Source organism: Streptomyces sp. NPDC089424, from assembly GCF_044749345.1.
In the GTDB taxonomy this organism is placed as follows: domain Bacteria; phylum Actinomycetota; class Actinomycetes; order Streptomycetales; family Streptomycetaceae; genus Streptomyces.
Genome location: NZ_JBIVHU010000006.1, coordinates 370,909 through 395,774, shown reverse-complemented (window position 1 = coordinate 395,774; position 24,866 = coordinate 370,909). Strand labels below are relative to the sequence as shown.

The following is a 24,866-nucleotide window of genomic DNA, read 5'->3' as shown; positions in this document are numbered from 1 at the left end:
ACCGGTCCCCGGTCGCCGCCCATGGGACCATGGAGGCTACGTAACGATCCGACCCGAGGCATAAGGCGCCTCAAGAGACAGGACCCTGCGTGCCCGCGACCCCTAACCATGTGCCCGAGCCGAGCCGTACCGACCCGGCTCTGATCCGCAATTTCTGCATCATCGCGCACATCGACCACGGCAAGTCCACTCTCGCCGACCGGATGCTTCAGCTCACCGGTGTGGTCGAGCAGCGGCAGATGCGTGCTCAGTACCTCGACCGGATGGACATCGAGCGCGAGCGCGGCATCACGATCAAGTCCCAGGCCGTGCGCCTGCCCTGGGCCCCCTCCCAGGACCCGGGCAGCACGCACATCCTCAACATGATCGACACCCCGGGGCACGTCGACTTCACCTACGAGGTCTCGCGGTCGCTCGCCGCCTGCGAGGGGACCGTCCTCCTGGTCGACGCCGCCCAGGGCATCGAGGCCCAGACCCTCGCCAACCTGTACCTGGCGATGGAGAACGACCTCACCATCATCCCGGTGCTGAACAAGATCGACCTGCCGGCCGCGCAGCCGGAGAAGTTCGCCGAGGAACTGGCGAACCTGGTCGGCTGCGAGCCCGACGACGTGCTGCGGGTCTCCGCCAAGACCGGTCTGGGCGTGGACGCGCTGCTGGACCGGGTGGTGCGGGAGGTCCCGGCGCCGGTCGGTGTCAAGGACGCCCCCGCGCGCGCCATGATCTTCGACTCGGTCTACGACTCCTACCGGGGCGTCGTCACCTATGTCCGGGTCATCGACGGCCAGCTCAACAAGCGCGAGCGCATCCGGATGATGTCCACGGGCGCCACCCACGAGCTGCTGGAGATCGGCACCAACTCGCCCGAGATGCTGGGGGCAGACGGCCTCGGCGTCGGCGAGGTGGGCTACCTCATCACCGGGGTGAAGGACGTCCGCCAGTCCAAGGTCGGCGACACCGTCACCAGCCAGGCGAAGGGCGCGACCGAGGCCCTCGGCGGGTACAAGGACCCCAAGCCGATGGTCTTCTCCGGTCTGTATCCGCTGGACGGCTCGGACTACCCCGAGCTGCGCGAGGCCCTCGACAAGCTCCAGCTCAACGACGCCGCGCTGGTGTACGAGCCGGAGACCTCCGCCGCGCTCGGCTTCGGTTTCCGCGTCGGCTTCCTCGGGCTGCTGCACCTCGACGTGATCCGGGAGCGGCTGGAGCGCGAGTTCGGCCTCGACCTCATCGCCACCGCGCCGAACGTGGTCTACCGCGTGGTGATGGAGGACCGCACCGAGCACGTCGTCACCAACCCGAGCGAGTTCCCCGAAGGCAAGATCAGCGAGGTCTACGAGCCGGTGGTCCGGGCCACCATCCTGGCGCCGACCGAGTTCATCGGGTCGATCATGGAGCTGTGCCAGACCCGGCGCGGCACCCTGCTCGGCATGGACTACCTCTCCGAGGACCGCGTCGAGATCCGTTACACGCTCCCCCTCGCGGAGATCGTCTTCGACTTCTTCGACCAGCTGAAGTCCAAGACCCGCGGCTACGCCTCCCTGGACTACGAGCCCACCGGCGAGCAGACCTCCAGCCTGGTCAAGGTCGACATCCTGCTGCACGGCGACAAGGTCGACGCCTTCTCGGCGATCACGCACAAGGACGCCGCGTACGCCTACGGGGTGCGGCTCGTCGCCAAGCTGCGCGAGCTGATCCCGCGCCAGGCCTTCGAGGTGCCCATCCAGGCGGCCGTCGGCTCCCGGGTGATCGCCCGCGAGACCATCCGTGCCATCCGCAAGGACGTCCTCGCCAAGTGCTACGGCGGTGACATCTCCCGTAAGCGGAAGCTGCTGGAGAAGCAGAAGGAGGGCAAGAAGCGGATGAAGATGGTCGGTTCTGTGGAGGTTCCGCAGGAGGCCTTCATCGCGGTGCTGTCCAGCGATGACAGCGCGGCGTCGGGCAAGAGCAAGAAGTAACCGCCGCCGCCCTCCGTCAACGAGGGTTTACCTCACAATTCACGCGAACAGGGGCCTGCCGTACGCCACGGCGGGCCCCTTCGGCGTGTGTACGACCGTCCTTCTGGAGGAAGTGACAAAGCGCGGACTCTTACGCAGTGGCCGGTAGGCATCTAACCTGATGCCTGCTCGATAGTTACTCGCGAGTTAAACAACGGCTCGCGAGTGAAAACTGCCGCATTGAAGGCGCAAGACGCCCTGAGCCAGCCGCACCGTCGCGGGCCCCGGAGGATGTCGTGAGCGACACACAGACCTTGATCGAGAACCGTCCGCCGTCCGTCGCGGGCCTCTTCCTGGAGCGCGTTTCGGCCACCCCGGACGCCGAGGCGTACCGCTATCCGGTGCCGTCGGCCTCGGGGCAGGGGCCGGACGACTGGAAGTCGCTGAGCTGGGGGCAGGCCGCCGAGCGGGTGTACGCGATCGCGGCGGGACTGATCGAGCTGGGCGTCGAGCCGGAGCAGCGGGTCGCGCTGGCCTCCGCCACCCGCATCGAGTGGATCCTCGCCGACTTCGGCATCATGTGCGCCGGCGCGGCCACCACCACGATCTACCCGCAGACCAACGCCGAGGAGTCGGCGTACATCCTCGCGGACTCCGGCAGCCGGGTACTGATCGCGGAGAACGCCGAGCAGCTGGCCAAGGTGCAGCAGAAGCGCGCCGAGCTGCCCGAGCTCACGCACATCGTGGTGGTCGACGCGAAGGGCGTGGAGAGCGACGACCGGGTGCTCAGCCTGGCCGACCTGGAGGCGCGGGGCGCGGCCCGGCTCCAGAAGGAGCCCAGCCTGGTCAAGGAGCGGGTCGGCGCGATCACCAAGGACCAGCTGGCCACCCTGATCTACACCTCCGGTACGACCGGCAGGCCCAAGGGTGTACGGCTCCCGCACGACAACTGGTCGTACATGGCGAAGGCGATCGCCTCGACCGGGCTGCTCGGGCCGGACGACGTGCAGTACCTGTGGCTGCCGCTCGCGCACGTCTTCGGCAAGGTGCTGACCTCCGGGCACATCGAGGTCGGGCACATCACCGCCGTCGACGGCCGGGTCGACAAGATCATCGAGAATCTGCCGGTGGTGCAGCCGACGTACATGGCGGCCGTGCCGCGGATCTTCGAGAAGGTCTACAACGGCGTCGCGGCGAAGGCCCGTGCCGGTGGTGCCGCCAAGTACAAGATCTTCCAGTGGGCGGCGGGCGTCGCGCGCGAGTACGCCAAGGTCACCCAGGACAACTTCCGGCGCACCGGGACCGCGTCGGCGCCGTTCGCGCTGGCGTCGAAGCACAAGGTCGCCGACGCGCTCGTCTACTCCAAGCTGCGCGAGGCCTTCGGCGGGCGGCTGCGGGCGTGCGTGTCCGGGTCGGTGGCGCTGGCGCCCGAGATCGGCTACTTCTTCGCCGGTGCCGGCATCCACATCCTGGAGGGGTACGGCCTGACCGAGTCCTCGGCGGCGTCCTTCGTGAACCCGGGTGAGGCGTACCGGACCGGCACGGTCGGCAAGCCGCTGCCCGGTACCGAGGTGCGGATCGCCGAGGACGGCGAGATCCTGCTGCGCGGGCCCGGGATCATGGAGGGCTACCACGGGCTGCCGGAGAAGACCGCGGAGGTGCTGGAGCCGGACGGCTGGTTCCACACCGGGGACATCGGGGAGCTGTCGCCCGACGGGTACCTGCGGATCACCGACCGCAAGAAGGACCTGTTCAAGACCTCGGGCGGGAAGTACGTCGCGCCGACCGAGATCGAGGGCGCGTTCAAGTCGGTGTGCCCGTACGTGTCCAACATCCTGGTGCACGGCGCCGACCGGAACTTCTGCACCGCGCTGATCGCGCTCGACGAGGCGTCGATCACGCAGTGGGCCCAGGAGAACGGGCTGGGAGGCAAGCCGTACGCCGAGGTGGTGGCCGCGCCGGCGACCGTGGCGATGGTCGAGGGGTATGTCCAGCAGCTCAACGCCGGGCTGCAGCGCTGGCAGACGATCAAGAAGTTCCGGCTGCTGCCCCGGGACCTCGACGTGGAGCACGGGGAGATCACGCCGAGCCTGAAGCTGAAGCGGCCCGTGGTGGAGCGCGAGTACCAGCATCTGCTGGAGGAGATGTACGAGGGGGCGCGCGAGGCGTAGGGGGCGCTGAGGGGCGCACGCGCGGTCGGCCGATGCTGGGCCGGTCGCGCGTCCGCGGTGATGCGTCATATGGACCGAGCCCCGTGCCCCGGGGGCTGGTTTGCGCCCCACACGGAAGCACGACTGGCGTTTTCTGGTCGAGATTGGCCACTTCGGTAACTCCGTGCTGATGTGCGGGGCCTGTCTGTCACCCTGTCGGACGTGATCGAGGCGTATGGGTCCGAGCCGCTCAGGGAGCCGTAGATGGGGGCCGTTCCGGCGCAGAGGGAGTCCGGGTCCCTCGCCGCCGTGCGCCCCGGCGCACAGGTGCGCGCCGCGCTGGGCGGAAGCCCGCTCGCGCCGGGCACCGCGCGGGGGCTGCTGCGCGCGGCGTTCCAGGAGTGGACCGCCCTCGGGCTGCCCGGCGTCGAACGGCTCACCGACCGGCTCGCCCATGACGCCATGGTCGTCCTCAGCGAGCTGGTGACGAACGCCGTCGTGCACGCAGGCACCGATGTCGAGCTGGTCTGCCGGCTGGAACCGGACACCGGTGCCGTCGTCGTCGAGGTCTGCGACCACCATCCCTCCCGGCCGCCCCGGGACGGGGACGGCACGGCGGCGTGCGACCCGCCCGAGTACGGCCGCGGGCTGCGGCTGGTCGCCGCGCTCTCCGAGTCCTGGGGCGTGACGTACCGGCGGGGCGCCAAGTCGGTGTGGGCGCGGATGTCCGCCGACGTGTGCCCGGACGCCGAGGGGTACGACCCCGAGGAGACGGGGTTCTTCGGTGCCGAGCTGCTCGCGCCCGCGCCGCAGCGGGCCGAGCGGGACCGGGACTGGCTCGGGCGGGGCGCGCTGTCCTTCCTCGCCGAGGCCTCCGACCTGCTCGCCGGGCAGCTCGACGAGGATCTGGTCGCCGCGCTCACCGGACAGCTGATCGTGCCCCGGCTCGCCGACTGGTGCGCGGTCTGGCTGGAGGACGAGGCCCTGGGCGGCGGGGCGGGCGCACCGCGCCTGGCGCGCGTGTGGCACACCAGCGAGGAGCGGATCGAGGAACTCCGCCGCTGTCTGGAGAAGGAGCCACCGCGCCCCGCCGAGGGCCTCACACCGTCGGGCCCGACTCCCTACCCGTGGCCGTCCGACCCATGGCCCGCGGATCCCTGGCCCAGCGAGCCACGGGGCGACGGCATCCTGCCCGGGGGCACGCCGACGGGCACGGCCCCCGCCACCGGGCCTTCTCGCGCGGCCCGCACGGCTCCCGGCCCCGGAGCGTCCCCGGCCGCCGCCGGTACGCCGCGCGGCCCCGGTGTCCCCGCGGTGCCCGGTGACGGGGCCGACGGCACGGGCGGTCCGACCGGGGCCGGTGCGGCGATCCGTGCACCCGGTGTTTCCTCCGGTGCCGGGGTCTCCCGTCCGGGCGGGACGGACCACGGCGGCAGTGCCTTGGCCTACCGGCTCGTCGCCGGGGGGCGGCCGCTCGGGACCTTGGTCATCGGGCGGGCCGGCCTCCTCGGCTTCCCGGACGAGATCACCGGGCTCGTCGAGGACCTGAGCCGACGGGTGGCGCTGGCCATCGGCGCGGCCCGGCAGTACGCCCGGCAGGCCACCATCAGCGCCGTGCTCCAGCGTGGCCTGCTGCCCGGAGCGGTGGCGCAGATCCCCGGCGTGCGCAGCGCCCTGGTCCACGAGCCCTGCGACAAGGGCGGCCCCAGCGGCGACTTCTACGACCTCTTCCCGGCCGGCGACGGGCGCTGGTGCTTCGCCATCGGGGACGTGCAGGGCAAGGGGCCCGAGGCGGCCGTCGTGATCGGGCTGGCCCGCCCCTGGCTGCGGCTGCTGGCCCGCGAGGGCTACCGCGTCGCCGACGTCCTCGACCGCCTCAACCAGCTCCTGCTCGACGACGCCACGGAGGCCGCCGACGCGGCCGCCCGCGCCCTGGTCGGGCCCGCCGGCCCCGGCGAGGGGCCGCAGACCCGCTTCCTCTCGCTCCTGTACGGCGAGCTCGCCCCCTTCGACGGCGGCGTCCGCTGCACCGTCGCCTCCGCCGGGCACCCGCTGCCGCTGCTCCTCGGGCCCGGCGGCGACGTCCGCACGGCGGCGCGGCCCCAGACCCTGCTCGGCGTCGTGGAGGACGAGACGTACGTCAGCGAGACCTTCGAGCTGCGGCCCGGCGACACGCTGCTGTGCGTCACGGACGGGGTGACCGAGCGCCGCAGCGGCTCGCGCCAGTTCGACGACGGGGACGGCCTGGCGGCGGCGCTGGCGGGGTGCGCGGGGATGAGCGCGGAGCTGATCGCCGAGCGGATCCGGCACCTGGTCCACGAGTTCGGCGGACGCCCGCCGGAGGACGATCTGGCGCTGCTGGTGCTCCAGGCGGAGTGACGCCCGGCGTACGGGACAATGGAGGACATGCCTTCCGCACTTCCCGACGGCGAGCCCGTCCCGCACGACGGCGCGCTGCCCCCGGCCGCGCTCGCCGGGGCGGCGGACCGACCCCTCGGGTTCTATCTGCACGTCCCGTACTGCGCCACCCGCTGCGGCTACTGCGACTTCAACACCTACACGGCCACCGAGCTGCGCGGCACGGGCGGCGTGCTCGCCTCGCGCGACAACTACGCCGACACCCTGATCGACGAGATCCGGCTCGCCCGCAAGGTGCTCGGCGACGACCCCCGCGAGGTCCGTACGGTCTTCGTCGGCGGCGGTACGCCGACCCTGCTGGCCGCGGACGACCTCGTCCGGATGCTGGGAGCGGTCCGGGAGGAGTTCGGGCTGGCACCGGACGCCGAGATCACGACCGAGGCGAATCCGGAGTCGGTCGACCCGGCATATCTCGCGGCCCTGCGCGAGGGGGGCTACAACCGGGTGTCGTTCGGGATGCAGAGCGCGAAGCAGCACGTGCTGAAGGTCCTGGACCGCACGCACACCCCCGGCCGGCCCGAGGCGTGCGTCGCGGAGGCCCGGGCGGCCGGGTTCGAGCATGTGAACCTGGACCTGATCTACGGCACCCCGGGGGAGTCCGACGACGACTGGCGGGCGTCGCTCGACGCGGCGCTCGCCGCCGGGCCTGACCACATCAGCGCGTACGCGCTGATCGTCGAGGAGGGCACCCAGCTCGCCCGCCGGATCCGGCGGGGCGAGGTGCCGATGACGGACGACGACGTGCACGCCGACCGGTACCTGATCGCGGAGGACCGGCTGTCCGCGGCCGGGTTCGCGTGGTACGAGGTGTCCAACTGGGCCACCTCCGAGGCCGCGCGCTGTCTGCACAACGAGCTGTACTGGCGGGGCGCCGACTGGTGGGGCGCGGGACCGGGCGCCCACAGCCACGCGGGTGGCGTGCGCTGGTGGAACGTGAAGCACCCCGGCGCCTACGCCGCCGCGCTCGCGGAGGGCCGCTCCCCGGGCGCGGGCCGCGAGGTGCTCACCGAGGAGGACCGCCGCGTGGAGCGCGTCCTGCTGGAGCTGCGCCTGCGCGAGGGCGTGCCGCTGTCGCTGCTGCGGGAACAGGGCCGTGCGGCCGCCGGGCGCGCCCTGGCGGACGGCCTCCTCCAGGAGGCGCCGTACGCCGAGGGGCGTGCCGTGCTCACCCTGCGGGGCCGCCTCCTGGCGGACGCCGTGGTGCGGGACCTCGTCGACTGATCGCGCCGGTCGGCGCGGACCAGGGCGGATCAGCGCAGCGGCTGCGTTCCGATGACGGAGAGCAGCTGGCCCGGGCGCATGGGAGGCCCTCCGGGGGAGCAGAAGCTGTACAGCCGGCTGCGCGGCACCGAAGAGGCCGAGCGGGTCCGGCAGCTCTCCGAACGGCTCGTGGGCGTCCCGTCCTCGGGGTAGCGCGGCGGACACGCGGTCCTGGTACGGCCGCCGCGCGGGACCTCGCTCAGGGCTGCGCCGTGACGAAGTCGATCAGTTCCTCCACGCGGCCCAGCAGCTCCGGCTCCAGGTCCTTGTAGGACCCCACCCGCTTCAGGATCGCCTGCCACACGGCCCCCGTGTTCTCCGACGGCCAGCCCAGGGCCCGGCACACGCCCGTCTTCCAGTCCTGCCCCCGCGGCACGGACGGCCACGCGGGGATGCCCAGTGCCGACGGCTTCACCGCCTCCCACAGGTCGATGTACGGGTGGCCCACCACCAGGGCGTGCTCGCTCGTCACCGACTCGGCGATACGCCATTCCTTCGTGCCGGGCACCAGGTGGTCCACCAGCACGCCCAGCCGGGCGTCCGGGCCCGGCGCGAAGGACCGCACGATCGCCGGCAGGTCGTCCACGCCCTCCAGGTACTCCACGACCACGCCCTCGACGCGCAGGTCGTCGCCCCAGACCTTCTCGACGAGCTCGGCGTCGTGCCGGCCCTCGACGTAGATGCGGCCGGCCTGGGCCACGCGCGCGCGTGCGCCGGGAACGGCGACCGAACCGGAGGCGGTGCGGGTGGGCCGTTCCGGACCGGTGGCGGGCCGCACCAGGGTCACCACGCGGCCCTCCAGCAGAAAGCCCCGGGGCTCCAGGGGGAACACCCGGTGCTTGCCGAAGCGGTCCTCCAGGGTCACCGTGCCCGCCTCGCAGCGGATCACCGCGCCGCAGAAGCCGGTGCCGGGCTCCTCGACCACCAGACCTGGCTCCGCGGCGACCTCCGGCACGGGTCGGGGCTTCTTCCACGGCGGTGTCAGGTCCGGAGAGTACTGGCGCATTCGCATGACGATATGGACAGCTCGCCGGGTCATTCGAGCGACACGCCGAACCGCGCGGCCAGCGCGTCGCGCTGGCGCCGCACGAACGCGGCGTCCACGACCGCACCGTGACCGGGCACGTACAGCGCGTCCTCGCCGCCGAGGCGCAGCAGCCGGTCGAGGGCGGCGGGCCAGTGGGACGGTACGGCGTCGGGGCCCGCCTGCGGCTCGCCGGACTCCTCGACGAGGTCGCCGCAGAAGACCACCTCGGGGTCGCCCGCGCCGTGCCCGGGGACCAGCACCACGAGGTCGTGGGCCGTGTGCGCGGGGCCCACGTTGGCGAGCAGGACCTGGCGGCCGGGATCCAGGTCGAGGGTCCACTCGCCGCTGACGAGATGGCGGGGCGCGACCAGCGTGTCCGTCGCCTCCTGGGCGGCCGCGGCGTCCAGGCCGTGGCGGACGGCGTCCGCGCGCAGCTCCTCCCGGCCGCGCCGCCCCCCGAGCACGGTCTCGGCGCCGACCGCGCCGAAGACCTCCGCGCCGGCGAACGCCGCGGCGCCGAGGACGTGGTCGAAGTGGGGGTGCGTGAGCGCGAGATGGGTCACACGCCGCCCGGCGAGGGCCTCCGCCCGCGCCCGCAGCGCCGCACCCTCCGCGAGGCTCGACCCCGCGTCGATCAGCAGCGCCGCGCCCCGGCCGGTCACCAGCCCCACCGTGCAGTCCCACCCCGGCAGCCGGCACCGCCCGACACCGCCGGCGAGCCGCTCCCAGCCCACCTCTTCCCAAGTCACGCTCATACGGCGACGCTAGGCCCTGTCGCGGTGTTCGCGCCCGCCCGGCGGCGAAGGTCCGGAATCGGGAGCACGGTGGCAGGGGCGACAGGCCCGACGGGCCCGCCGTCCGCCCCCGTCCGGCACGACCTGGCAGGACGGGCCTTGCCCGGGGCGTACCCGACGGCCGTACACTGGGCCGGTAAGGCTGGCACTCGCGTCTGTCGAGTGCCAGGGGGAGCGCCCAGGGGACGACGTACTGGAGGTGCGCGCGGATGCTCAGTGAACGACGGCTGCAGGTACTGCGCGCGATCGTCCAGGACTACGTGGGTACGGAGGAGCCGGTCGGTTCCAAGGCGCTCACCGAACGGCACAGTCTCGGCGTCTCCCCGGCGACGGTCCGCAACGACATGGCGGCGCTGGAGGACGAGGGGTTCATCGCCCAGCCGCACACCAGCGCCGGGCGGATCCCGACCGACAAGGGCTACCGGCTCTTCGTGGACAAGCTCGCCGAGGTCAAGCCGCTGACGGCGCCGGAGCGGCGCGCGATCCAGAACTTCCTCGACGGCGCCGTCGACCTGGACGACGTGGTCACCCGGACCGTGCGGCTGCTCGCGCAGCTCACCCGGCAGGTCGCCGTCGTGCAGTACCCGTCGCTGACCCGCTCCACCGTGCGGCACGTGGAGCTGCTGTCGATGGCGCCCGCACGCGTGATGCTGGTGCTGATCACCGACACCGGGCGGGTCGAGCAGCGGATGGTCGACTGCCCGGCCCCCTTCGGCGAGGCGTCGCTGGCCGATCTGCGGGCGCGGCTGAACAGCCGGGTCGCGGGCCGCCGTTTCACGGATGTGCCGCAACTGGTGCAGGATCTGCCCGAGGCCTTCGAGGCGGAGGACCGCGGCACGGTCCAGACGGTGCTCGCCACGCTGCTGGAGACACTGGTCGAGGAGACGGAGGAGCGGCTGGTGATCGGCGGGACGGCCAATCTCACCCGCTTCGGACATGACTTCCCCCTCACCATCCGGCCGGTGCTGGAGGCACTGGAGGAGCAGGTCGTGCTCCTCAAGTTGCTTGGCGAGGCGAAGGATTCGGGCATGACCGTGCGCATCGGGCACGAGAACGCCCATGAGGGACTCAACTCCACCTCGGTGGTGTCGGTGGGCTACGGTTCGGGCGGCGAGGCGGTTGCCAAGCTCGGCGTGGTCGGACCGACCCGCATGGATTACCCGGGAACGATGGGAGCGGTACGCGCAGTGGCACGGTACGTCGGACAGATCCTGGCGGAGTCGTAAGTGGCCACGGACTACTACGCCGTCCTCGGCGTGCGCCGCGACGCGTCGCAGGAAGAGATCAAGAAGGCCTTCCGGCGGCTCGCACGCGAGCTGCATCCGGACGTCAACCCGGATCCGAAGACCCAGGAGCGGTTCAAGGAGATCAACGCCGCCTACGAGGTGCTCTCGGACCCGCAGAAGAAGCAGGTCTACGACCTCGGCGGCGACCCCCTCTCGCAGGCCGGCGCCGCGGGTGGCGCGGGCGGCTTCGGCGCGGGTGGCTTCGGGAACTTCTCGGACATCATGGACGCGTTCTTCGGTACGGCGTCGCAGCGCGGGCCGCGCTCGCGCACCCGCCGGGGCCAGGACGCGATGATCCGTATCGAGATCGAGCTGGACGAGGCGGCCTTCGGCACGACGAAGGACATCCAGGTCGACACGGCCATCGTCTGCTCCACGTGCAGCGGTGAGGGAGCGGCGCCGGGTACGGCGGCGCAGACCTGCGACATGTGCCGCGGCCGTGGCGAGGTGTCGCAGGTCACCCGGTCCTTCCTGGGCCAGGTCATGACCTCGCGCCCCTGCCCGCAGTGCCAGGGCTTCGGCACCGTGGTCCCGAACCCGTGCCCGGAGTGCGCGGGCGACGGCCGGGTGCGCTCCCGCCGCACCCTGACGGTCAAGATCCCGGCCGGCGTCGACAACGGCACGCGTATCCAGCTCGCCGGCGAGGGCGAGGTCGGGCCCGGCGGCGGTCCCGCCGGCGACCTCTACGTCGAGATCCACGAGCTGCCGCACGCGACCTTCCAGCGTCGCGGTGACGACCTGCACTGCACGGTCACGATCCCGATGACGGCGGCGTCCCTAGGCACCAAGGTGCCGCTGGAGACCCTGGACGGCATGGAGGAGGTCGACATCCGCCCGGGCACCCAGTCCGGCCAGTCGATCCCGCTGCACGGCCGGGGCGTCACGCACCTGCGCGGCGGCGGTCGCGGCGACCTCATCGTGCACGTCGAGGTCCAGACCCCGACCAAGCTGGACGTGGAGCAGGAGCGCCTCCTGCGCGAGCTGGCCAAGCTGCGCGGCGAGGAACGGCCCACGGGCCAGTTCCAGCCGGGTCAGCAGGGTCTGTTCTCGCGGTTGAAGGACGCGTTCAACGGGCGCTGAGAATGCGCGCGGCGCGGGCGCCGAGGCCGGCCGGGGGTCCGGGGGTCGTCCCCCGGGCAGGCACAGTCAGCCGGGCCAGCAGGGTCTGTTCTCGCGGTTGAAGGACGCGTTCAACGGGCGCTGAGAACGCGCGCGGCGCGGGCGCCGAGGCCGGCCGGGGGTCCGGGGGTCGTCCCCCGGGCAGGCACAGTCAGCCGGGCCGGCAGGGTCTGTTCTCGCGGTTGAAGGACGCGTTCAACGGGCGCTGAGGGGTCGAGCGGCGCGGGTGCCCGGGGCATGGGGCGCGCGGGCCGCTGTCGGGCCCTGCCGGGCGGCAGGGTCGATTCGGACTTGTTCGGAGGACGTGACAACATGCCGTCATGTCCTCCGCACTGACCGATCTCGTCCCGCTTCCGATCGTGCAGGCCCCCATGGCGGGCGGCGTCTCCGTACCGCAGCTCGTCGCGGCCGTGTCCGAGGCCGGCGGGCTGGGTTTCCTCGCGGCCGGCTACAAGACGGCCGACGGCATGTACCAGGAGATCAAACAGGTGCGGGGGCTCACGGGCCTCCCCTTCGGCGTGAACCTCTTCATGCCGCAGTCCGAGTACGCCGAGCCCGCCGCCGTCGACGTCTACGCGCACCAGCTGGCCGGCGAGGCCGCCTGGTACGAGACCGAGCTCGGGGACCCCGACAGCGGCCGTGACGACGGCTACGAGGCCAAGCTCGCGGTGCTGCTGGACAACCCGGTGCCGGTGGTCTCCTTCCACTTCGGCGTCCCCTCCCGCGAGGTCCTCGACGCGCTGCGCCGGGCCGGAACGTTCACCCTGGTCACCGCCACCACCGCCGACGAGGCCCGGGCCGTCGAGCAGGCGGGCGCGGACGCCGTGATCGTGCAGGGCGCCGAGGCCGGCGGCCACCAGGGCACCCACCGGGACACCCCCGAGAACGACGGCTCGGCCGTCGGTCTGCTCTCCCTGCTGGGCCAGGTCCGCGAGGCGGTGGGCCTGCCGCTGATCGCCGCCGGCGGCATCATGCGCGGCAGCCAGATCGCCGCCGTGCTGGCGGCCGGCGCGAGCGCGGCGCAGCTCGGCACGGCCTTCCTCGCCACCGCCGAGTCCGGCGCCAACGCCGTGCACAAGCAGGCGCTCACCAACCCGCTGTTCGTGCGGACGGCGCTCACCCGCGCCTTCTCCGGCCGCCCCGCCCGCGGCCTGGTCAACCGCTTCCTGCGCGAGCACGGCCCCTACGCTCCCGCCGCCTACCCCGAGATCCACCACCTGACCTCCCCGATCCGCAAGGCCGCCGCGAAGGCGGGCGACGCGCAGGGCATGGCGCTGTGGGCGGGGCAGGGGCACCGGATGGCGCGTGAGCTGCCGGCCGGGCAGCTGGTGGAGGTGCTGGCGGCCGAGCTGGCGGCGGCCGGGACAGCGTTGTCCGGCCGGGGCGGTGCCGGATGACGGCGCCGGTGTTCGTCGTCGCCCACTTCGACGCGGGCGGCGGCGGGCGGTACGTCCTGGACGGGCCCGAGGGCCGGCACGCGGTCTCCGTGAAGCGGCTGCGGGCCGGTGAGGACGTGGTCCTCACCGACGGGGCCGGGCGCTGGGCGGAGTGCGTGGTCGTGGACACCGAGGGCAAGGACCGGCTGATCGTCCACATGGACTCGGTGGCCGAGGAACCGGTCGCGCAGCCGCGCGTCACGATCGTGCAGGCCCTGCCCAAGGGCGACCGGGGCGAACTGGCCGTGGAGACCATGACCGAGGTCGGGGTCGACGCGATCGTGCCCTGGGCCGCGTCGCGCTGCATCACGCAGTGGAAGGGCGACCGTGGCGCCAAGGCCCTGGCCAAGTGGCGGGCCACCGCGCGCGAGGCGGGCAAGCAGTCCCGGCGGGTGCGCTTCCCCGAGGTTACGGACGCGGCGACGAGCAAGCAGGTCGCCGCACTGCTGGCGAAGGCCGGCTTCGCCGCCGTACTGCACGAGAGCGGTGAGGAGCCGCTGGCCGCGGCCGAACTGCCCACCGAGGGCGAGATCGTGCTGGTCGTCGGCCCCGAAGGGGGCGTGGCCCCCGAGGAGTTGTCCCTATTCGCCGAGGCCGGGGCACCCGCCTTGCGCCTCGGGCCGTCCGTGTTGCGCACCTCGACGGCCGGTACCGCGGCGGCGGCCCTGCTGCTCGGCCGTACCGGACGCTGGTCCTGATCCCCACCCGGGAGGACGTCATGGAACTCGCCCACGTCAGGCTCCTGGTCAGCGACTTCGCCGCCTGCTACCGCTTCTACGCCGAGGTCCTCGGCCTCAAGCCGCAGTCCGGCGCCGCCGAGGGCCCCTACGAGAAGTTCAGTCCCACGACCGGTGCCGCCGGCATCGTCCTCCAGGACCGCGCGACGATGGCGGGCCTGCTCGGCGAGGTGAACGACACCGTCTCGGGCCACCGTTCCCTCGTCGTCCTGCGGGTGGACGACCTCGACGCCACCTGCGACCGCGTCATCTCCCGCGGCGCGACCCTGCTGCACGGCCCGGCCGCCACGGCGGACCGCATGCGCACCGCCCACCTCAAGGACCCCGAGGGCAACCTGGTGGAACTCCAGGAGTGGCAGCTCCTGAACGTCTGACGCGGGATGGCCGTACGCGCTCTGTCGCGACGGACGGGAGGGTGGGACGCTGCCGTGCATGGGGGCCTTGCGAGTGACTCGAAGCCGGCGCCGGACGCGGGCTGCCGGTGTGGTGGTGGCGTTCGTGGCAGGCGCGGGCGCGCTGGTCGCCTGCGAGCCGGGGACGATGAGTTCGGCGACCGTGGCCTGGACGACGGACGAGCTGGTGACGCGGGAGCTGGAGCGGCGCGAGGTCGCGGTGCAGTGGCTCACCTGCACGGCGCAACTCGGGGACACGAGCGCGTCGGCGACGCCCTCGGCGAGCGTGCGCAACGTCGCCGACGTCGACTGCGAGGGCCGGACCACCGACGGCCGGGACATCACCGTCACCGGGGAGGTGACCCGCGCGGTCGGCGGCGCCTGCGTGCGCGGAGACCTCACCGTGGAGGTCGACGGCAAGCAGCGGTTCCGGTTCACCGGGCTGGGGGACTGCGACGCCACCTCCGCCCCGCCGGTGGGCGGCGCACCGCCGGCCGGTGGCCCGACCACGACGGTCACCGTCACCAAGACCGTCTACTGCCGCAGCGCACCCACGTGCTGGCCCGAGGGCAAATAGCAGGTGACGCAAGTGATCCAAACCCCTGTGCGCGGACCCCGGTGCCTGCGTAGGGTGACCTGGTGACCCAGTCCGCAGTGCCCGCGTATCTCCGGTTTCCGCATGTCCAGGGCGAGTTGGTGGCCTTCACCGCCGAGGACGACGTCTGGCTCGCGCCGCTCGACGGGGGGCGCGCCTGGCGGGTCAGCGCCGACAACGTGCCGGTGACCCTGCCGCGTATCTCCCCCGACGGCACCACCGTCGCCTGGACCTCCACCCGCGACGGCGCCCCCGAGGTGCATGTCGCGCCCGTCGACGGTGGCCCCGCCAAGCGCCTGACGTACTGGGGCAGTTGGACGACCCGGGTGCGCGGATGGACCCCCGACGGGCGGGTCCTCGCCCTCACGACCCACGGCCAGGCCACCCTCCGCCGCACCTGGGCGCACGCCGTCCCGCTCGACGGCGGACCGGCCGAGCGGCTGCCGTACGGCCCGGTCGGCGAGGTCGCCCACGGCCCGCACACCGTGCTGCTGTCCGCGCCGATGGGCCGCGAGGCCGCCGCCTGGAAGCGCTACCGGGGCGGCACGGCGGGCAAGCTGTGGATCGACCCCGAGGGCGAGGGGGAGTTCGTACGGCTGCACGCGGACCTCGACGGGAACATCGAGTTCCCGGTCTGGGCCGGCGACCGGATCGCCTTCCTCTGCGACCACGAGGGCACCGGCGCGCTGTACTCCTCCCTCGCCGACGGCTCCGACCTGCGCCGGCACACCCCCCTCGGGGGCTTCTACGCCCGGCACGCGGCGGGGGACGGCACCCGCGTCGTGTACACCTCCGCCGGTGAGCTGTGGCTGCTGGACGACCTCGACGGGGCCGAGCCCCGCCGGTTGGACATCCGGATCGGCGGCCAGCGCACCGACCGCCAGCCCTACCCGGTGAACGCCTCCCGCTGGTTCGGCTCGGCCGCCCCCGACCACACCGCGCGCGGCAGCGCGGTCGCCGTGCGCGGCGGCGTGCACTGGGTGACCCACCGCTCCGGGCCCGCCCGCGCGCTCGCGGTCGAACCCGGTGTCCGGGCCCGGCTGCCCCGCACCTTCCGCGCCGAGGGCGAGGAGTGGGTGGTGTGGGTGACGGACGCCGAGGGCGAGGACGCCCTGGAGTTCGCGCCCGCCTCCGGGCTGGCGCCGGGCTCGACCCCGCGCCGGCTCGCCGGGGGCCGGCTCGGCCGGGTCCTCGGGCTCGCCATGGCCCCCGACGGCAGCCGGGCCGCCGTCGCCTCGCACGACGGACGGCTGCTGCTCGTCGAGCGGGAGACCGGCGAGGTCCGCGAGGTCGACCGCAGCGAGAACGGCGACGTGCGCGGTGTGGTCTTCTCGCCCGACTCGAATTGGCTCGCCTGGTCCCACCCCGGACCGCGCCCGCTCAGCCAGCTGAAGCTCGCCAACACCACCGACCTGTCGGTCACCGAGGCGACCCCGCTGCGCTTCCAGGACTACGCGCCGGCCTTCACCCCCGACGGCAAGCACCTCGCGTTCCTGTCCAACCGCGCCTTCGACCCGGTCTACGACGAGCACGTCTTCGACCTGGCGTTCGTGGTCGGCGACCGGCCGCACCTGATCACGCTGTCGGCGACCACGCCCTCGCCGTTCGGACCGCAGCGGCACGGCCGGCCCTTCGAGACGCCGGACAAGGACGAGACGCCGGACAGCGAGGGCACGCCGACGACGCGGATCGACCTCGAAGGCCTCGCCGACCGGATCGTGCCGTTCCCGGTCGAGGCCGGGCGTTACTCCAACCTGCGCGCGGCGAAGGACGGTGTGCTGTGGCTGCGCCACCCCGTGCAGGGCGTCCTCGGCTCAGCGCGGGCCACCCCGGACGACCCCGACCCCAAGACCGAGCTGGAGCGCTACGACCTCGCCCAGCAGCGTCTGGAGCACCTCGCGGCCGACGCCGACCACTTCGCGGTCAGCGGGGACGGCAAGCGGGTGCTGCTGTGGACCGACGGCCGGCTGAAGGTCGTACCGAGCGACCGGCGCGCCTCGGGCGACGACGACAGCGACACCAACGTCACCGTCGACCTCACCCGCGTCCGCCAGACCGTCGAACCGGCGGCCGAGTGGCGGCAGATGTACGAAGAGACCGGCCGCATCATGCGCGACCACTTCTGGCGGCCGGACATGAGCGGTGTCGACTGGGACGGCGTCCTCGACCGCTACCGGCCCGTGCTGGAACGGGTCGCCACCCACGACGACCTGGTGGACCTGCTGTGGGAGGTGCAGGGCGAGCTGGGCACCTCGCACGCCTACGTCGTCCCGCGCGGCGGGCACGGCGACGGCGCCCGCCAGGGGCTGCTCGGCGCGGACATCTCCCGCCATCCGGACGGCAGCTGGCGCATCGACCGCATCCTGCCCTCGGAGACCTCCGACCCCGAGGCCCGCTCCCCGCTGGCCGCGCCCGGCGTCGCGGTGCGCGCCGGGGACGCGATCGTGGCGGTGGCCGGCCGCGCGGTGGATCCGGTGACCGGCCCGGGGCCGCTGCTGGTCGGTACGGCGGACAAGGCGGTCGAGCTGACCGTGTCGCCGTCCGGCGGGGGCGAGGCGCGGCACGCCGTCGTCGTGCCGATCGCCGACGAGGAGCCGCTGCGCTACCACGCGTGGGTCGCGGACCGGCGGGCGTACGTGCACGAGCGGTCCGGCGGCAGGCTCGGCTATCTGCACGTGCCGGACATGCAGGCGCCCGGCTGGGCGCAGATCCACCGGGACCTGCGGGTGGAGGTGGGCCGCGAGGGGCTCGTCGTGGACGTCCGGGAGAACCGGGGCGGGCACACCTCCCAGCTGGTGGTGGAGAAGCTGGCCCGGCGGATCGTCGGCTGGGCGGTGCCGCGCGGCATGCATCCCTACAGCTATCCGCAGGACGCGCCGCGCGGGCCCGTCGTCGCCGTCGCCAACGAGTTCTCCGGGTCGGACGGCGACATCGTCAACGCGGCGATCAAGGCGCTCGGGCTCGGGCCGGTCGTCGGGGTGCGCACCTGGGGCGGCGTGATCGGTATCGACAGCCGCTACCGGCTGGTGGACGGCACGCTGATCACCCAGCCGAAGTACGCCTTCTGGCTTGAGGGTTACGAGTGGGGCGTCGAGAACCACGGCGTGGACCCGGACGTGGAGGTCGTGCAGCGCCCGCAGGACCACGCGGCGGGGCGCGACCCCCAGCTCGACGAGGCGATAAGGCTCGCGCTGGAGGCGCTGGAGACCACCCCCGCGAAGACACCACCGGCCCTGCCCGCCTAGGGCCTGCCGTTGGGATCAGGCCGCGGAGGATCGACGGTGTCTCGTCGGCGCCGGTGAGCGGGGTCTGGTGCGTACAGCAGCGAGGCGCAGGAGGGCGTCGAGGCGGAGCATCGGCAGCCGACGACAACGCGGGTGGGTCCCCTCGGGGGAGCGCGGGCCGGACCCCGCGTCCGCGGCGGGATCCGAACGACAGGCCCTGGTCCCGTGTTGCGGTCGCGTGGGTGGGAGCGGCCGTAACTCCGGCGCTCCGACGACGTACGATGCCCCCACACGATCGACCCGTTCGACCCCCGGAGGGACCATGGCAGGGGAGCCGCAGGACGACTGCTTGTTCTGCAAGATCGTCGCGGGCCGGATCCCGGCGACGATCGTGCGCGAGACCGGGACCACCGTCGCGTTCCGGGACATCAACCCCCAGGCGCCCACCCACGTCCTGGTGATCCCCAAGGTGCACCACCGGGACGCCGCGGCCCTCGCCGCCGCCGAACCGGCGATCGCCGCCGACGTCCTGCGCGAGACGCAGGCGGTCGCCGACGACGAGAAGCTGGAGAGCTACCGCGTCGTCTTCAACACGGGAAGCGGAGCGGGCCAGACCGTCTGGCACGCGCACGCCCACGTCCTGGGCGGTCGCGGACTGGAATGGCCCCCCGGGTAAGTCGTCGTGTCCGTACGTGAACTGGTGGTCCTCGGCACCGCCAGCCAGGTCCCGACCCGGCACCGCAACCACAACGGCTACCTGCTGCGCTGGGACGGTGAGGGCCTCCTCTTCGACCCCGGCGAGGGCACGCAGCGCCAGATGCTGCGTGCCGGCGTCGCCGCCCACGACCTGAACCGGATCTGCGTCACGCACTTCCACGGGGACCACTCGCTGGGCCTCGCGGGTGTCCTCCAGCGCATCAACCTCGATCAGGTGCCCCACCCGGTCACCGCGCACTACCCCCGCTCAGGGCAGCGCTTCTTCGACCGGCTGCGGTACGCCACCGCCTACCGCGAGACCGTCGGGATCACCGAGGCGCCGGTCGACCGGGACGGGGTCCTCGCCTCCTCGGCGTCCTACAGCCTCGAGGCGCGCAGGCTCTCCCACCCGGTCGAGGCGTACGGCTATCGCCTGGTCGAGCCCGACGGGCGCCGCATGCTGCCCGAGCGGCTGGCCGCGCACGGCATCAAGGGGCCCGACGTGGGCCGCATCCAGCGTGCGGGGGCGCTCGGCGGGGTCTCGCTCCACGACGTCAGCGAGGTGCGGCGCGGCCAGCGGTTCGCGTTCGTCATGGACACCCGGCTGTGCGACGGCGTCTACGCGCTCGCCGAGGGCTGCGACATGCTGGTGATCGAATCGACGTTCCTCGACGAGGACGAGGAACTCGCCGTCGAACACGGTCATCTGACGGCAGGTCAGGCGGCACGGGTGGCCGTGGAGAGCGGGGTGCGCCATCTCGTGCTCACGCACTTCAGCCAGCGCTACTCCGAGCCGGAGGAGTTCGAGCGGCAGGCGCGGGCGGCCGGCTTCGACGGCGAGCTGAGCGTGGCGCACGATCTACTGAGAGTGCCGGTTCCGAAGCGCAGGTGAAACGCCCGTACGATGAACTGATGCCCCTCCCGAAAGCCGAACTGCACCTTCATATAGAAGGCACCCTGGAGCCGGAGCTCGCCTTCGCACTCGCCGCGCGGGGCGGTGTGACACTGCCTTACGCGAACACCGACGCACTGCGCGAGGCCTACCGCTTCGACGATCTCCAGTCCTTCCTGAACCTGTACTACGAGCTCATGGCCGTGCTGCGCACCGAGCAGGACTTCGCGGACCTCGCGAACGCCTACCTCGCCCGGGCCGCCGCGCAGGGGGTGCGGCACGCGGAGATCTTCTTCGACCCGCAGGCGCACCTCGCGCGGGGGGTCGGCATGGGCACGGTCGTGGAGGGCCTGTGGCGGGCGCTGGAGCACAGCGAGTCCGAGCACGGCGTCTCCACCCGGCTGATCATGTGTTTGCTGCGCGACGAGTCCGCCGGGTCGGCGCTGGCGACGCTGGAGGCGGCGAAGCCGTATCTGGACCGGATCACCGGGATCGGACTGGACTCCGCCGAGGTCGGGCATCCGCCGGCCAAGTTCCGCGAGGTGTACGAGGCCGCCGCCGCCCTGGGGCTGCGGCGGGTCGCGCACGCCGGTGAGGAGGGGCCGCCGGAGTACATCACCGAGGCCCTCGACGTGCTCGGCGTGGAGCGCGTCGACCACGGGCTGCGGTGCATGGAGGATCCGGCGCTGGTGGAGCGGCTGGTGCGGGACCGGATCCCGCTGACGCTGTGCCCGCTGTCCAACGTGCGGCTGCGCGCCGTCGACACCCTCGCCGACCACCCGCTGCCCGCCATGCTCGACGCCGGGCTGCTGTGCACCGTCAACTCCGACGACCCGGCCTACTTCGGCGGGTACGCGGGGGACAACTTCGACGCCGTGCGCGCGGCCCTCGGGCTGGGCGAGGAGCGGCTGCGCGAGCTGGCCCGCAACTCCTTCGTCGCGTCCTTCCTGGAGCACGACGAGGAGCGGCGGGCGCGGTACCTCGCGGAGGTCGAGGCGTACGAGTTCCCGTAGGGCTCAGGCGGTCGCCGCCCCGGGCGCGGCCGCTGCCTGCCGGGGTCCCGCGGTGCCGTAGGCGTGCTGCTGGGCGGGCATGGCCGACAGGGCGTCCACGGGGATCTCCAGCACGTCGACGACGTGCGTGGGCCGCCGGGACGCGCGCACCGCCACCAGGGTCATCGGCACGGCGATCACCAGGAGTCCGGCGGCCAGGACCGCGCCCATCGCCGGGAACCCGGCCTGCGCCGACAGGAGACTGCCGGTCAGCGGACCCGCCGCCGTGCCGAGCGAGGACGCCGAGCCGACCAGCACCGCCCAGCGGCCCCGCGGGTCGAGGGAGGCGGCGAGGCCGATGACGTACGACAGGACGATCGGGTAGAGCGTGTTCCAGGCGACCTCGCCCGCCGCGAAGGTCGTCAGTCCCGTCGCGGACGCGCTGACCACGATGCAGCCCGCGATCAGGCCGGTGCCGACGCCGATGGGTGCGGCGTGCCCGAGCCGGGGGCCGAGGGCCCCGGCGCCGACGACGCCCAGCAGTCCCGCGCCGAGGGCGACGGCGAAGACCAGACCGACGGTCGCCTCGCTCAGGTGCGCCTGGGTGAGGCCGATCCTGCCGCTGACGCCCCAGAGGGCGTTCTGCGCCATCGACCAGCAGGGCATCATGGCCGCCAGGAGCAGCCCGGCGCGCAGGTGGGGGAGCGGCTCGCGCGGGCGGCGCACGGCGGGCGCGGCCGCCCGGGCGTGGAGCCTGCCGGTGAGCGGCCAGACGGCGAGCGCGGTGAGGGCGATCGCGGCCAGCGGGAGTCCGTGGCCGGGACCGAGGTGCGGGACGGTCAGGTAGACGGCACCGGCCAGCGCGGAGACGCTGAGCAGGCCGAGCGTGGTGACCCGGTGCGGATCGCGCTGGGCGGCGATCCCGGTGGCGGCGACCGCGGTCGCCGTACCGGAGCCGAAGCCGCCGGCCATCGCGCCGACGACGACGGCGGGGACGGTGGTCGTGAGGGTGGCGCCGCCGTAGCCGAGGACGGCGAGCGCCAGTCCTGCGCGGGCCAGAGCGCGCGGGCCGATCCGGTCGACGTGGGAGGCGAGCAGGAACCCGGCGGCCGCCGAACTCAGCAGCAGGGCACTGCCGATGGCGCCCGCCTGGGTGGCGGAGACGGGGAGACCGGAGTCCAGCCTGCCGACGACGGTCGGGAGCAGGTAGGGGGCGAGGTACCCGGCCGTGAAAAGGGCGACGAGGGGCCAGGGCGTGGTGGAGCGGGGGGCGAACACGGGCGTTCCCAGGGCATGCGAAAGGACGGCACAGGAAGGGGGATTGGGCGACGACCGTCGACGGACAGGAACGCGCGGGCAATTTGTATCAACTGGGGGGAGCGCGACGGGAGGCCGGGGTGGGTGATCTGGATCACCTTCGGTTTGGGCTCGGGTCGGCCGGGTAAACGTGGGCCTTCTCGCGGGCTTCCGGCGGCCCACCGGCGGGTTCGGTGGCCGCTTCCGGTCGGCGTGACACGGCCCCATTGACGGCGGCTGTTCACCTATCTAATCTCCGTTCTCATACGTGGATGAACGCATGGATGCGCGTATGGATGCGCGCATGGATGAGCGCATGAACGAGCGCGTGAACGAGCGCGTGGATGAGCAGGCGGACGAAGTCCGCTGGGGAGAAGGCGACGTGGGTCTCGACACCGACGTGACGGCGAGCCTGCGGGCGGGGATGGCGCGCGGCGTGCTCTCCTTCCCGCTCACCGCCTTCCACGACGACGGCTCCCTCGACCTCGACGGGTTCCGGGCCCACCTCGCCGGGCAGCTCGCCGCCGGGCCCGGCGCGCTCTTTCCGGCCTGCGGCACCGGCGAGTTCTTCTCGCTGGACGAGGACGAGTACCGGCAGGTCGTCACCGTCGCCGTCCAGGAGACGGCGGGGCGTGTGCCGGTCGTGGCCGGGGTCGGCTACGGCTGGGCGCAGGCCGTACGGTTCGCGCGCATCGCCGAGGAGGCGGGCGCGGACGCCCTGCTCGTGCTGCCGCACTACCTCGTCAGCGCGCCCCAGGAGGGGCTGGTCGGGCAGCTGGAGCAGCTCGCCGCCCGCACCCGGCTGCCGCTCGTCGCCTACCAGCGCGGCCAGGTCGCCTTCGGCACCGAGGCGTTCCGCCGGATCACCCGCATCCCCGGCGTCATCGGTCTCAAGGACGGCCACAGCGACCTCGACAGGCTCCGGCGCCTCACCCTCGCCGCCCCGGAGGACTTCCTGTTCTTCAACGGCGCCGCCACCGCCGAGATCCAGGCCCGCGCCTACGCCGCCGTCGGCGTCCCCGCCTACTCCTCCGCCGTGCACGCCTTCGCGCCCGAGATCGCCGTCGCCTTCTTCACCGCCCTGCGTGAGGACGACGCCCTGGTGGAGAAGCTGCTGCGGGACTTCTACGTGCCGCTCGTGGAACTGCGCGACCGGACGCCCGGCTACGCCGTGTCGCTGGTCAAGGCCGCGGCCCGGCTGCGCGGGCGGCCGGCCGGACCGGTGCGCGCCCCGCTGACCGACCCCTCGGCGTCCGACCTCGCCGAGCTGAGGACCCTGCTCGCCTCCGGACTGGACCTCGTAGGAGCCACCCTGTGAACCTCACCGTCACGGACGTCACCCTGACCCCGATCCTGGTCGCCGACCCGCCGCTGCTGAACACGCAGGGCGTCCACCAGCCGTACACGCCCCGGCTGATCGTGGAGGTGGTGACGGCGGACGGGGTGATCGGCGTCGGGGAGACGTACGGGGACACCAAGTACCTGGAGCTGGCGCGGCCGTTCGCGCGGAAGTTGAAGGGACGGCGGGTCAGCGACCTGAACGGGCTGTTCGCCGTGGCCGACGAGGTGTCCGTGGACGCCTCACGGGTCTCCGAGGCGGTCGACGTCGGCGGACTGCGTGGCGTGCAGACCGCGGACAAGCTGCGGCTGTCCGTCGTCTCCGGCTTCGAGGTGGCCTGCCTGGACGCGCTCGGCAAGTCGCTCGGGCTGCCGGTGCACGCGCTGCTCGGCGGCAAGGTGCGGGACGCGGTCGAGTACAGCGCGTACCTGTTCTACAAGTGGGCCGAGCACCCGGCCGGCGTGCCGAGCGAGCGGGACGACTGGGGTGCCGCGCTCGATCCGGCCGGGGTCGTGGAGCAGGCGCGGAAGTTCAAGGAGCGGTACGGGTTCTCCTCGTTCAAGCTCAAGGGGGGCGTCTTCCCGCCCGAGGAGGAGATCGCGGCCGTGCGCGCGCTGGCCGAGGCCTTCCCCGGGCATCCGCTGCGACTCGACCCCAACGGCGCCTGGTCCGTTCAGACGTCGGTCAAGGTGGCCGAGGAAGTCGGTGACCTCCTGGAGTACCTGGAGGACCCGGCGCTCGGCACGCCCGCCATGGCCGAGGTCGCCGCGCGGACCGGTGTACCGCTCGCCACCAACATGTGCGTGACGACGTTCGCCGAGATCGGGGAGGCGTTCACCCGGGGGGCCGTCCAGGTCGTCCTCTCCGACCACCACTACTGGGGCGGGCTGCGCAACACCCAGCAGCTCGCCGCGGTCTGCCGGACCTTCGGCGTCGGGGTGTCCATGCACTCCAACACCCACCTCGGGATCAGCCTGGCCGCGATGACCCATGTGGCGGCCACCGTCCCCGGTCTCCACCACGCCTGCGACTCCCACTACCCCTGGCAGTCGGAGGACGTGCTCACCGAACGGCTGGTCTTCGAGAACGGCTCCGTACGGGTCCCGGACGCCCCCGGTCTGGGCGTCGAGCTCGACCGGGACCGGCTCGCCCGGCTGCACCGGCGCTGGCTGGACGACGACGGCGCGCTGCGCGACCGCGACGACGCGGCGGCGATGCGCACCACCGACCCGCACTGGACCACCCCCACGATGCCCCGCTGGTGACCTCGGCCCCA

General features: G+C 73.1%; 19 protein-coding genes. 16 read left to right on the top strand and 3 right to left on the bottom strand.

Annotated elements, in window-relative coordinates:
* Positions 1-89: 89 nt before the first annotated feature.
* From lepA to hemW, 4 genes are all read left to right on the top strand, one after another.
* A complete protein-coding gene (gene lepA / locus ACIP2X_RS26650; RefSeq protein ID WP_401677105.1) occupies positions 90-1,958 on the top strand; it encodes a translation elongation factor 4 in 1,869 nt (622 codons plus the stop codon).
* 275 nt (positions 1,959-2,233) lie between these two features.
* Positions 2,234-4,108 carry an AMP-dependent synthetase/ligase gene (locus tag ACIP2X_RS26645; protein ID WP_401677103.1) on the top strand — a complete coding sequence of 625 codons (1,875 nt, stop codon included), beginning with the start codon at positions 2,234-2,236 and terminating at the stop codon, positions 4,106-4,108.
* 243 nt (positions 4,109-4,351) lie between these two features.
* Positions 4,352-6,466 (top strand): SpoIIE family protein phosphatase, encoded by a 2,115-nt coding sequence (locus ACIP2X_RS26640; RefSeq protein WP_401677101.1) that lies wholly within the window; start codon positions 4,352-4,354, stop codon positions 6,464-6,466.
* A 27-nt stretch (positions 6,467-6,493) separates the two neighbouring features.
* On the top strand, positions 6,494-7,726 hold the full coding sequence (hemW, locus tag ACIP2X_RS26635) for a radical SAM family heme chaperone HemW (protein WP_401677099.1): 1,233 nt from the start codon (positions 6,494-6,496) through the stop codon (positions 7,724-7,726).
* Positions 7,727-7,964: 238 nt separating this feature from the next.
* On the opposite strand, the gene ACIP2X_RS26630 is transcribed toward hemW, so the two are convergent.
* Positions 7,965-8,771 (bottom strand): DUF3097 domain-containing protein, encoded by an 807-nt coding sequence (locus tag ACIP2X_RS26630; protein ID WP_401677097.1) that lies wholly within the window; start codon positions 8,769-8,771, stop codon positions 7,965-7,967.
* Positions 8,772-8,800: 29 nt separating this feature from the next.
* Positions 8,801-9,547 carry an MBL fold metallo-hydrolase gene (locus ACIP2X_RS26625; RefSeq protein WP_401677095.1) on the bottom strand — a complete coding sequence of 249 codons (747 nt, stop codon included), beginning with the start codon at positions 9,545-9,547 and terminating at the stop codon, positions 8,801-8,803.
* Between the two features lie 248 nt (positions 9,548-9,795).
* On the opposite strand from ACIP2X_RS26625, the gene hrcA reads away from it, so the two are divergent.
* From hrcA to ACIP2X_RS26575, 10 genes are all read left to right on the top strand, one after another.
* Positions 9,796-10,812 carry a heat-inducible transcriptional repressor HrcA gene (gene hrcA / locus ACIP2X_RS26620; protein WP_401677093.1) on the top strand — a complete coding sequence of 339 codons (1,017 nt, stop codon included), beginning with the start codon at positions 9,796-9,798 and terminating at the stop codon, positions 10,810-10,812.
* Positions 10,813-11,952 carry a molecular chaperone DnaJ gene (gene dnaJ / locus ACIP2X_RS26615; protein WP_401677091.1) on the top strand — a complete coding sequence of 380 codons (1,140 nt, stop codon included), beginning with the start codon at positions 10,813-10,815 and terminating at the stop codon, positions 11,950-11,952. It begins immediately after the preceding gene.
* A gap of 359 nt (positions 11,953-12,311) precedes the next feature.
* Entirely contained in the window at positions 12,312-13,388 is a 1,077-nt protein-coding gene (locus ACIP2X_RS26610) for a nitronate monooxygenase (protein WP_401677089.1), read from the top strand.
* Positions 13,385-14,125 (top strand): 16S rRNA (uracil(1498)-N(3))-methyltransferase, encoded by a 741-nt coding sequence (locus tag ACIP2X_RS26605; RefSeq protein ID WP_401677087.1) that lies wholly within the window; start codon positions 13,385-13,387, stop codon positions 14,123-14,125. Before ACIP2X_RS26610 ends, ACIP2X_RS26605 begins: the two co-directional genes overlap by 4 nt.
* A gap of 20 nt (positions 14,126-14,145) precedes the next feature.
* The gene (locus ACIP2X_RS26600; protein WP_401677085.1) at positions 14,146-14,538 is read left to right on the top strand and encodes a VOC family protein; all 393 of its coding nucleotides are present in this window, start codon (positions 14,146-14,148) and stop codon (positions 14,536-14,538) included.
* Between the two features lie 58 nt (positions 14,539-14,596).
* Positions 14,597-15,133 (top strand): hypothetical protein, encoded by a 537-nt coding sequence (locus ACIP2X_RS26595; protein WP_401677083.1) that lies wholly within the window; start codon positions 14,597-14,599, stop codon positions 15,131-15,133.
* Positions 15,134-15,195: 62 nt separating this feature from the next.
* The gene (locus ACIP2X_RS26590; protein WP_401677081.1) at positions 15,196-18,396 is read left to right on the top strand and encodes a S41 family peptidase; all 3,201 of its coding nucleotides are present in this window, start codon (positions 15,196-15,198) and stop codon (positions 18,394-18,396) included.
* A gap of 301 nt (positions 18,397-18,697) precedes the next feature.
* Complete coding sequence (locus tag ACIP2X_RS26585; protein ID WP_401677079.1) at positions 18,698-19,051, top strand: histidine triad nucleotide-binding protein; 354 nt, start codon at positions 18,698-18,700, stop codon at positions 19,049-19,051.
* 6 nt (positions 19,052-19,057) lie between these two features.
* Positions 19,058-19,963 carry a ribonuclease Z gene (locus ACIP2X_RS26580; protein ID WP_401677077.1) on the top strand — a complete coding sequence of 302 codons (906 nt, stop codon included), beginning with the start codon at positions 19,058-19,060 and terminating at the stop codon, positions 19,961-19,963.
* 20 nt (positions 19,964-19,983) lie between these two features.
* Positions 19,984-20,976: an adenosine deaminase gene (locus tag ACIP2X_RS26575; protein WP_401677075.1), complete on the top strand. Its 993-nt coding sequence runs from the start codon at positions 19,984-19,986 to the stop codon at positions 20,974-20,976.
* Positions 20,977-20,979: 3 nt separating this feature from the next.
* On the opposite strand, the gene ACIP2X_RS26570 is transcribed toward ACIP2X_RS26575, so the two are convergent.
* Entirely contained in the window at positions 20,980-22,233 is a 1,254-nt protein-coding gene (locus ACIP2X_RS26570) for an MFS transporter (protein ID WP_401677073.1), read from the bottom strand.
* 322 nt (positions 22,234-22,555) lie between these two features.
* Here ACIP2X_RS26570 and ACIP2X_RS26565 point away from each other — a divergent pair, with 322 nt between their 5' ends.
* Together ACIP2X_RS26565 and ACIP2X_RS26560 are read left to right on the top strand one after the other, a co-directional pair.
* Positions 22,556-23,569, top strand: coding sequence for a 5-dehydro-4-deoxyglucarate dehydratase (locus ACIP2X_RS26565; protein WP_401677071.1), 1,014 nt, complete (start codon positions 22,556-22,558; stop codon positions 23,567-23,569).
* Positions 23,566-24,855 carry a glucarate dehydratase family protein gene (locus ACIP2X_RS26560; RefSeq protein ID WP_401677069.1) on the top strand — a complete coding sequence of 430 codons (1,290 nt, stop codon included), beginning with the start codon at positions 23,566-23,568 and terminating at the stop codon, positions 24,853-24,855. The genes ACIP2X_RS26565 and ACIP2X_RS26560 overlap by 4 nt, the downstream gene beginning before the upstream one ends.
* The last annotated feature ends 11 nt before the right edge of the window (positions 24,856-24,866 follow it).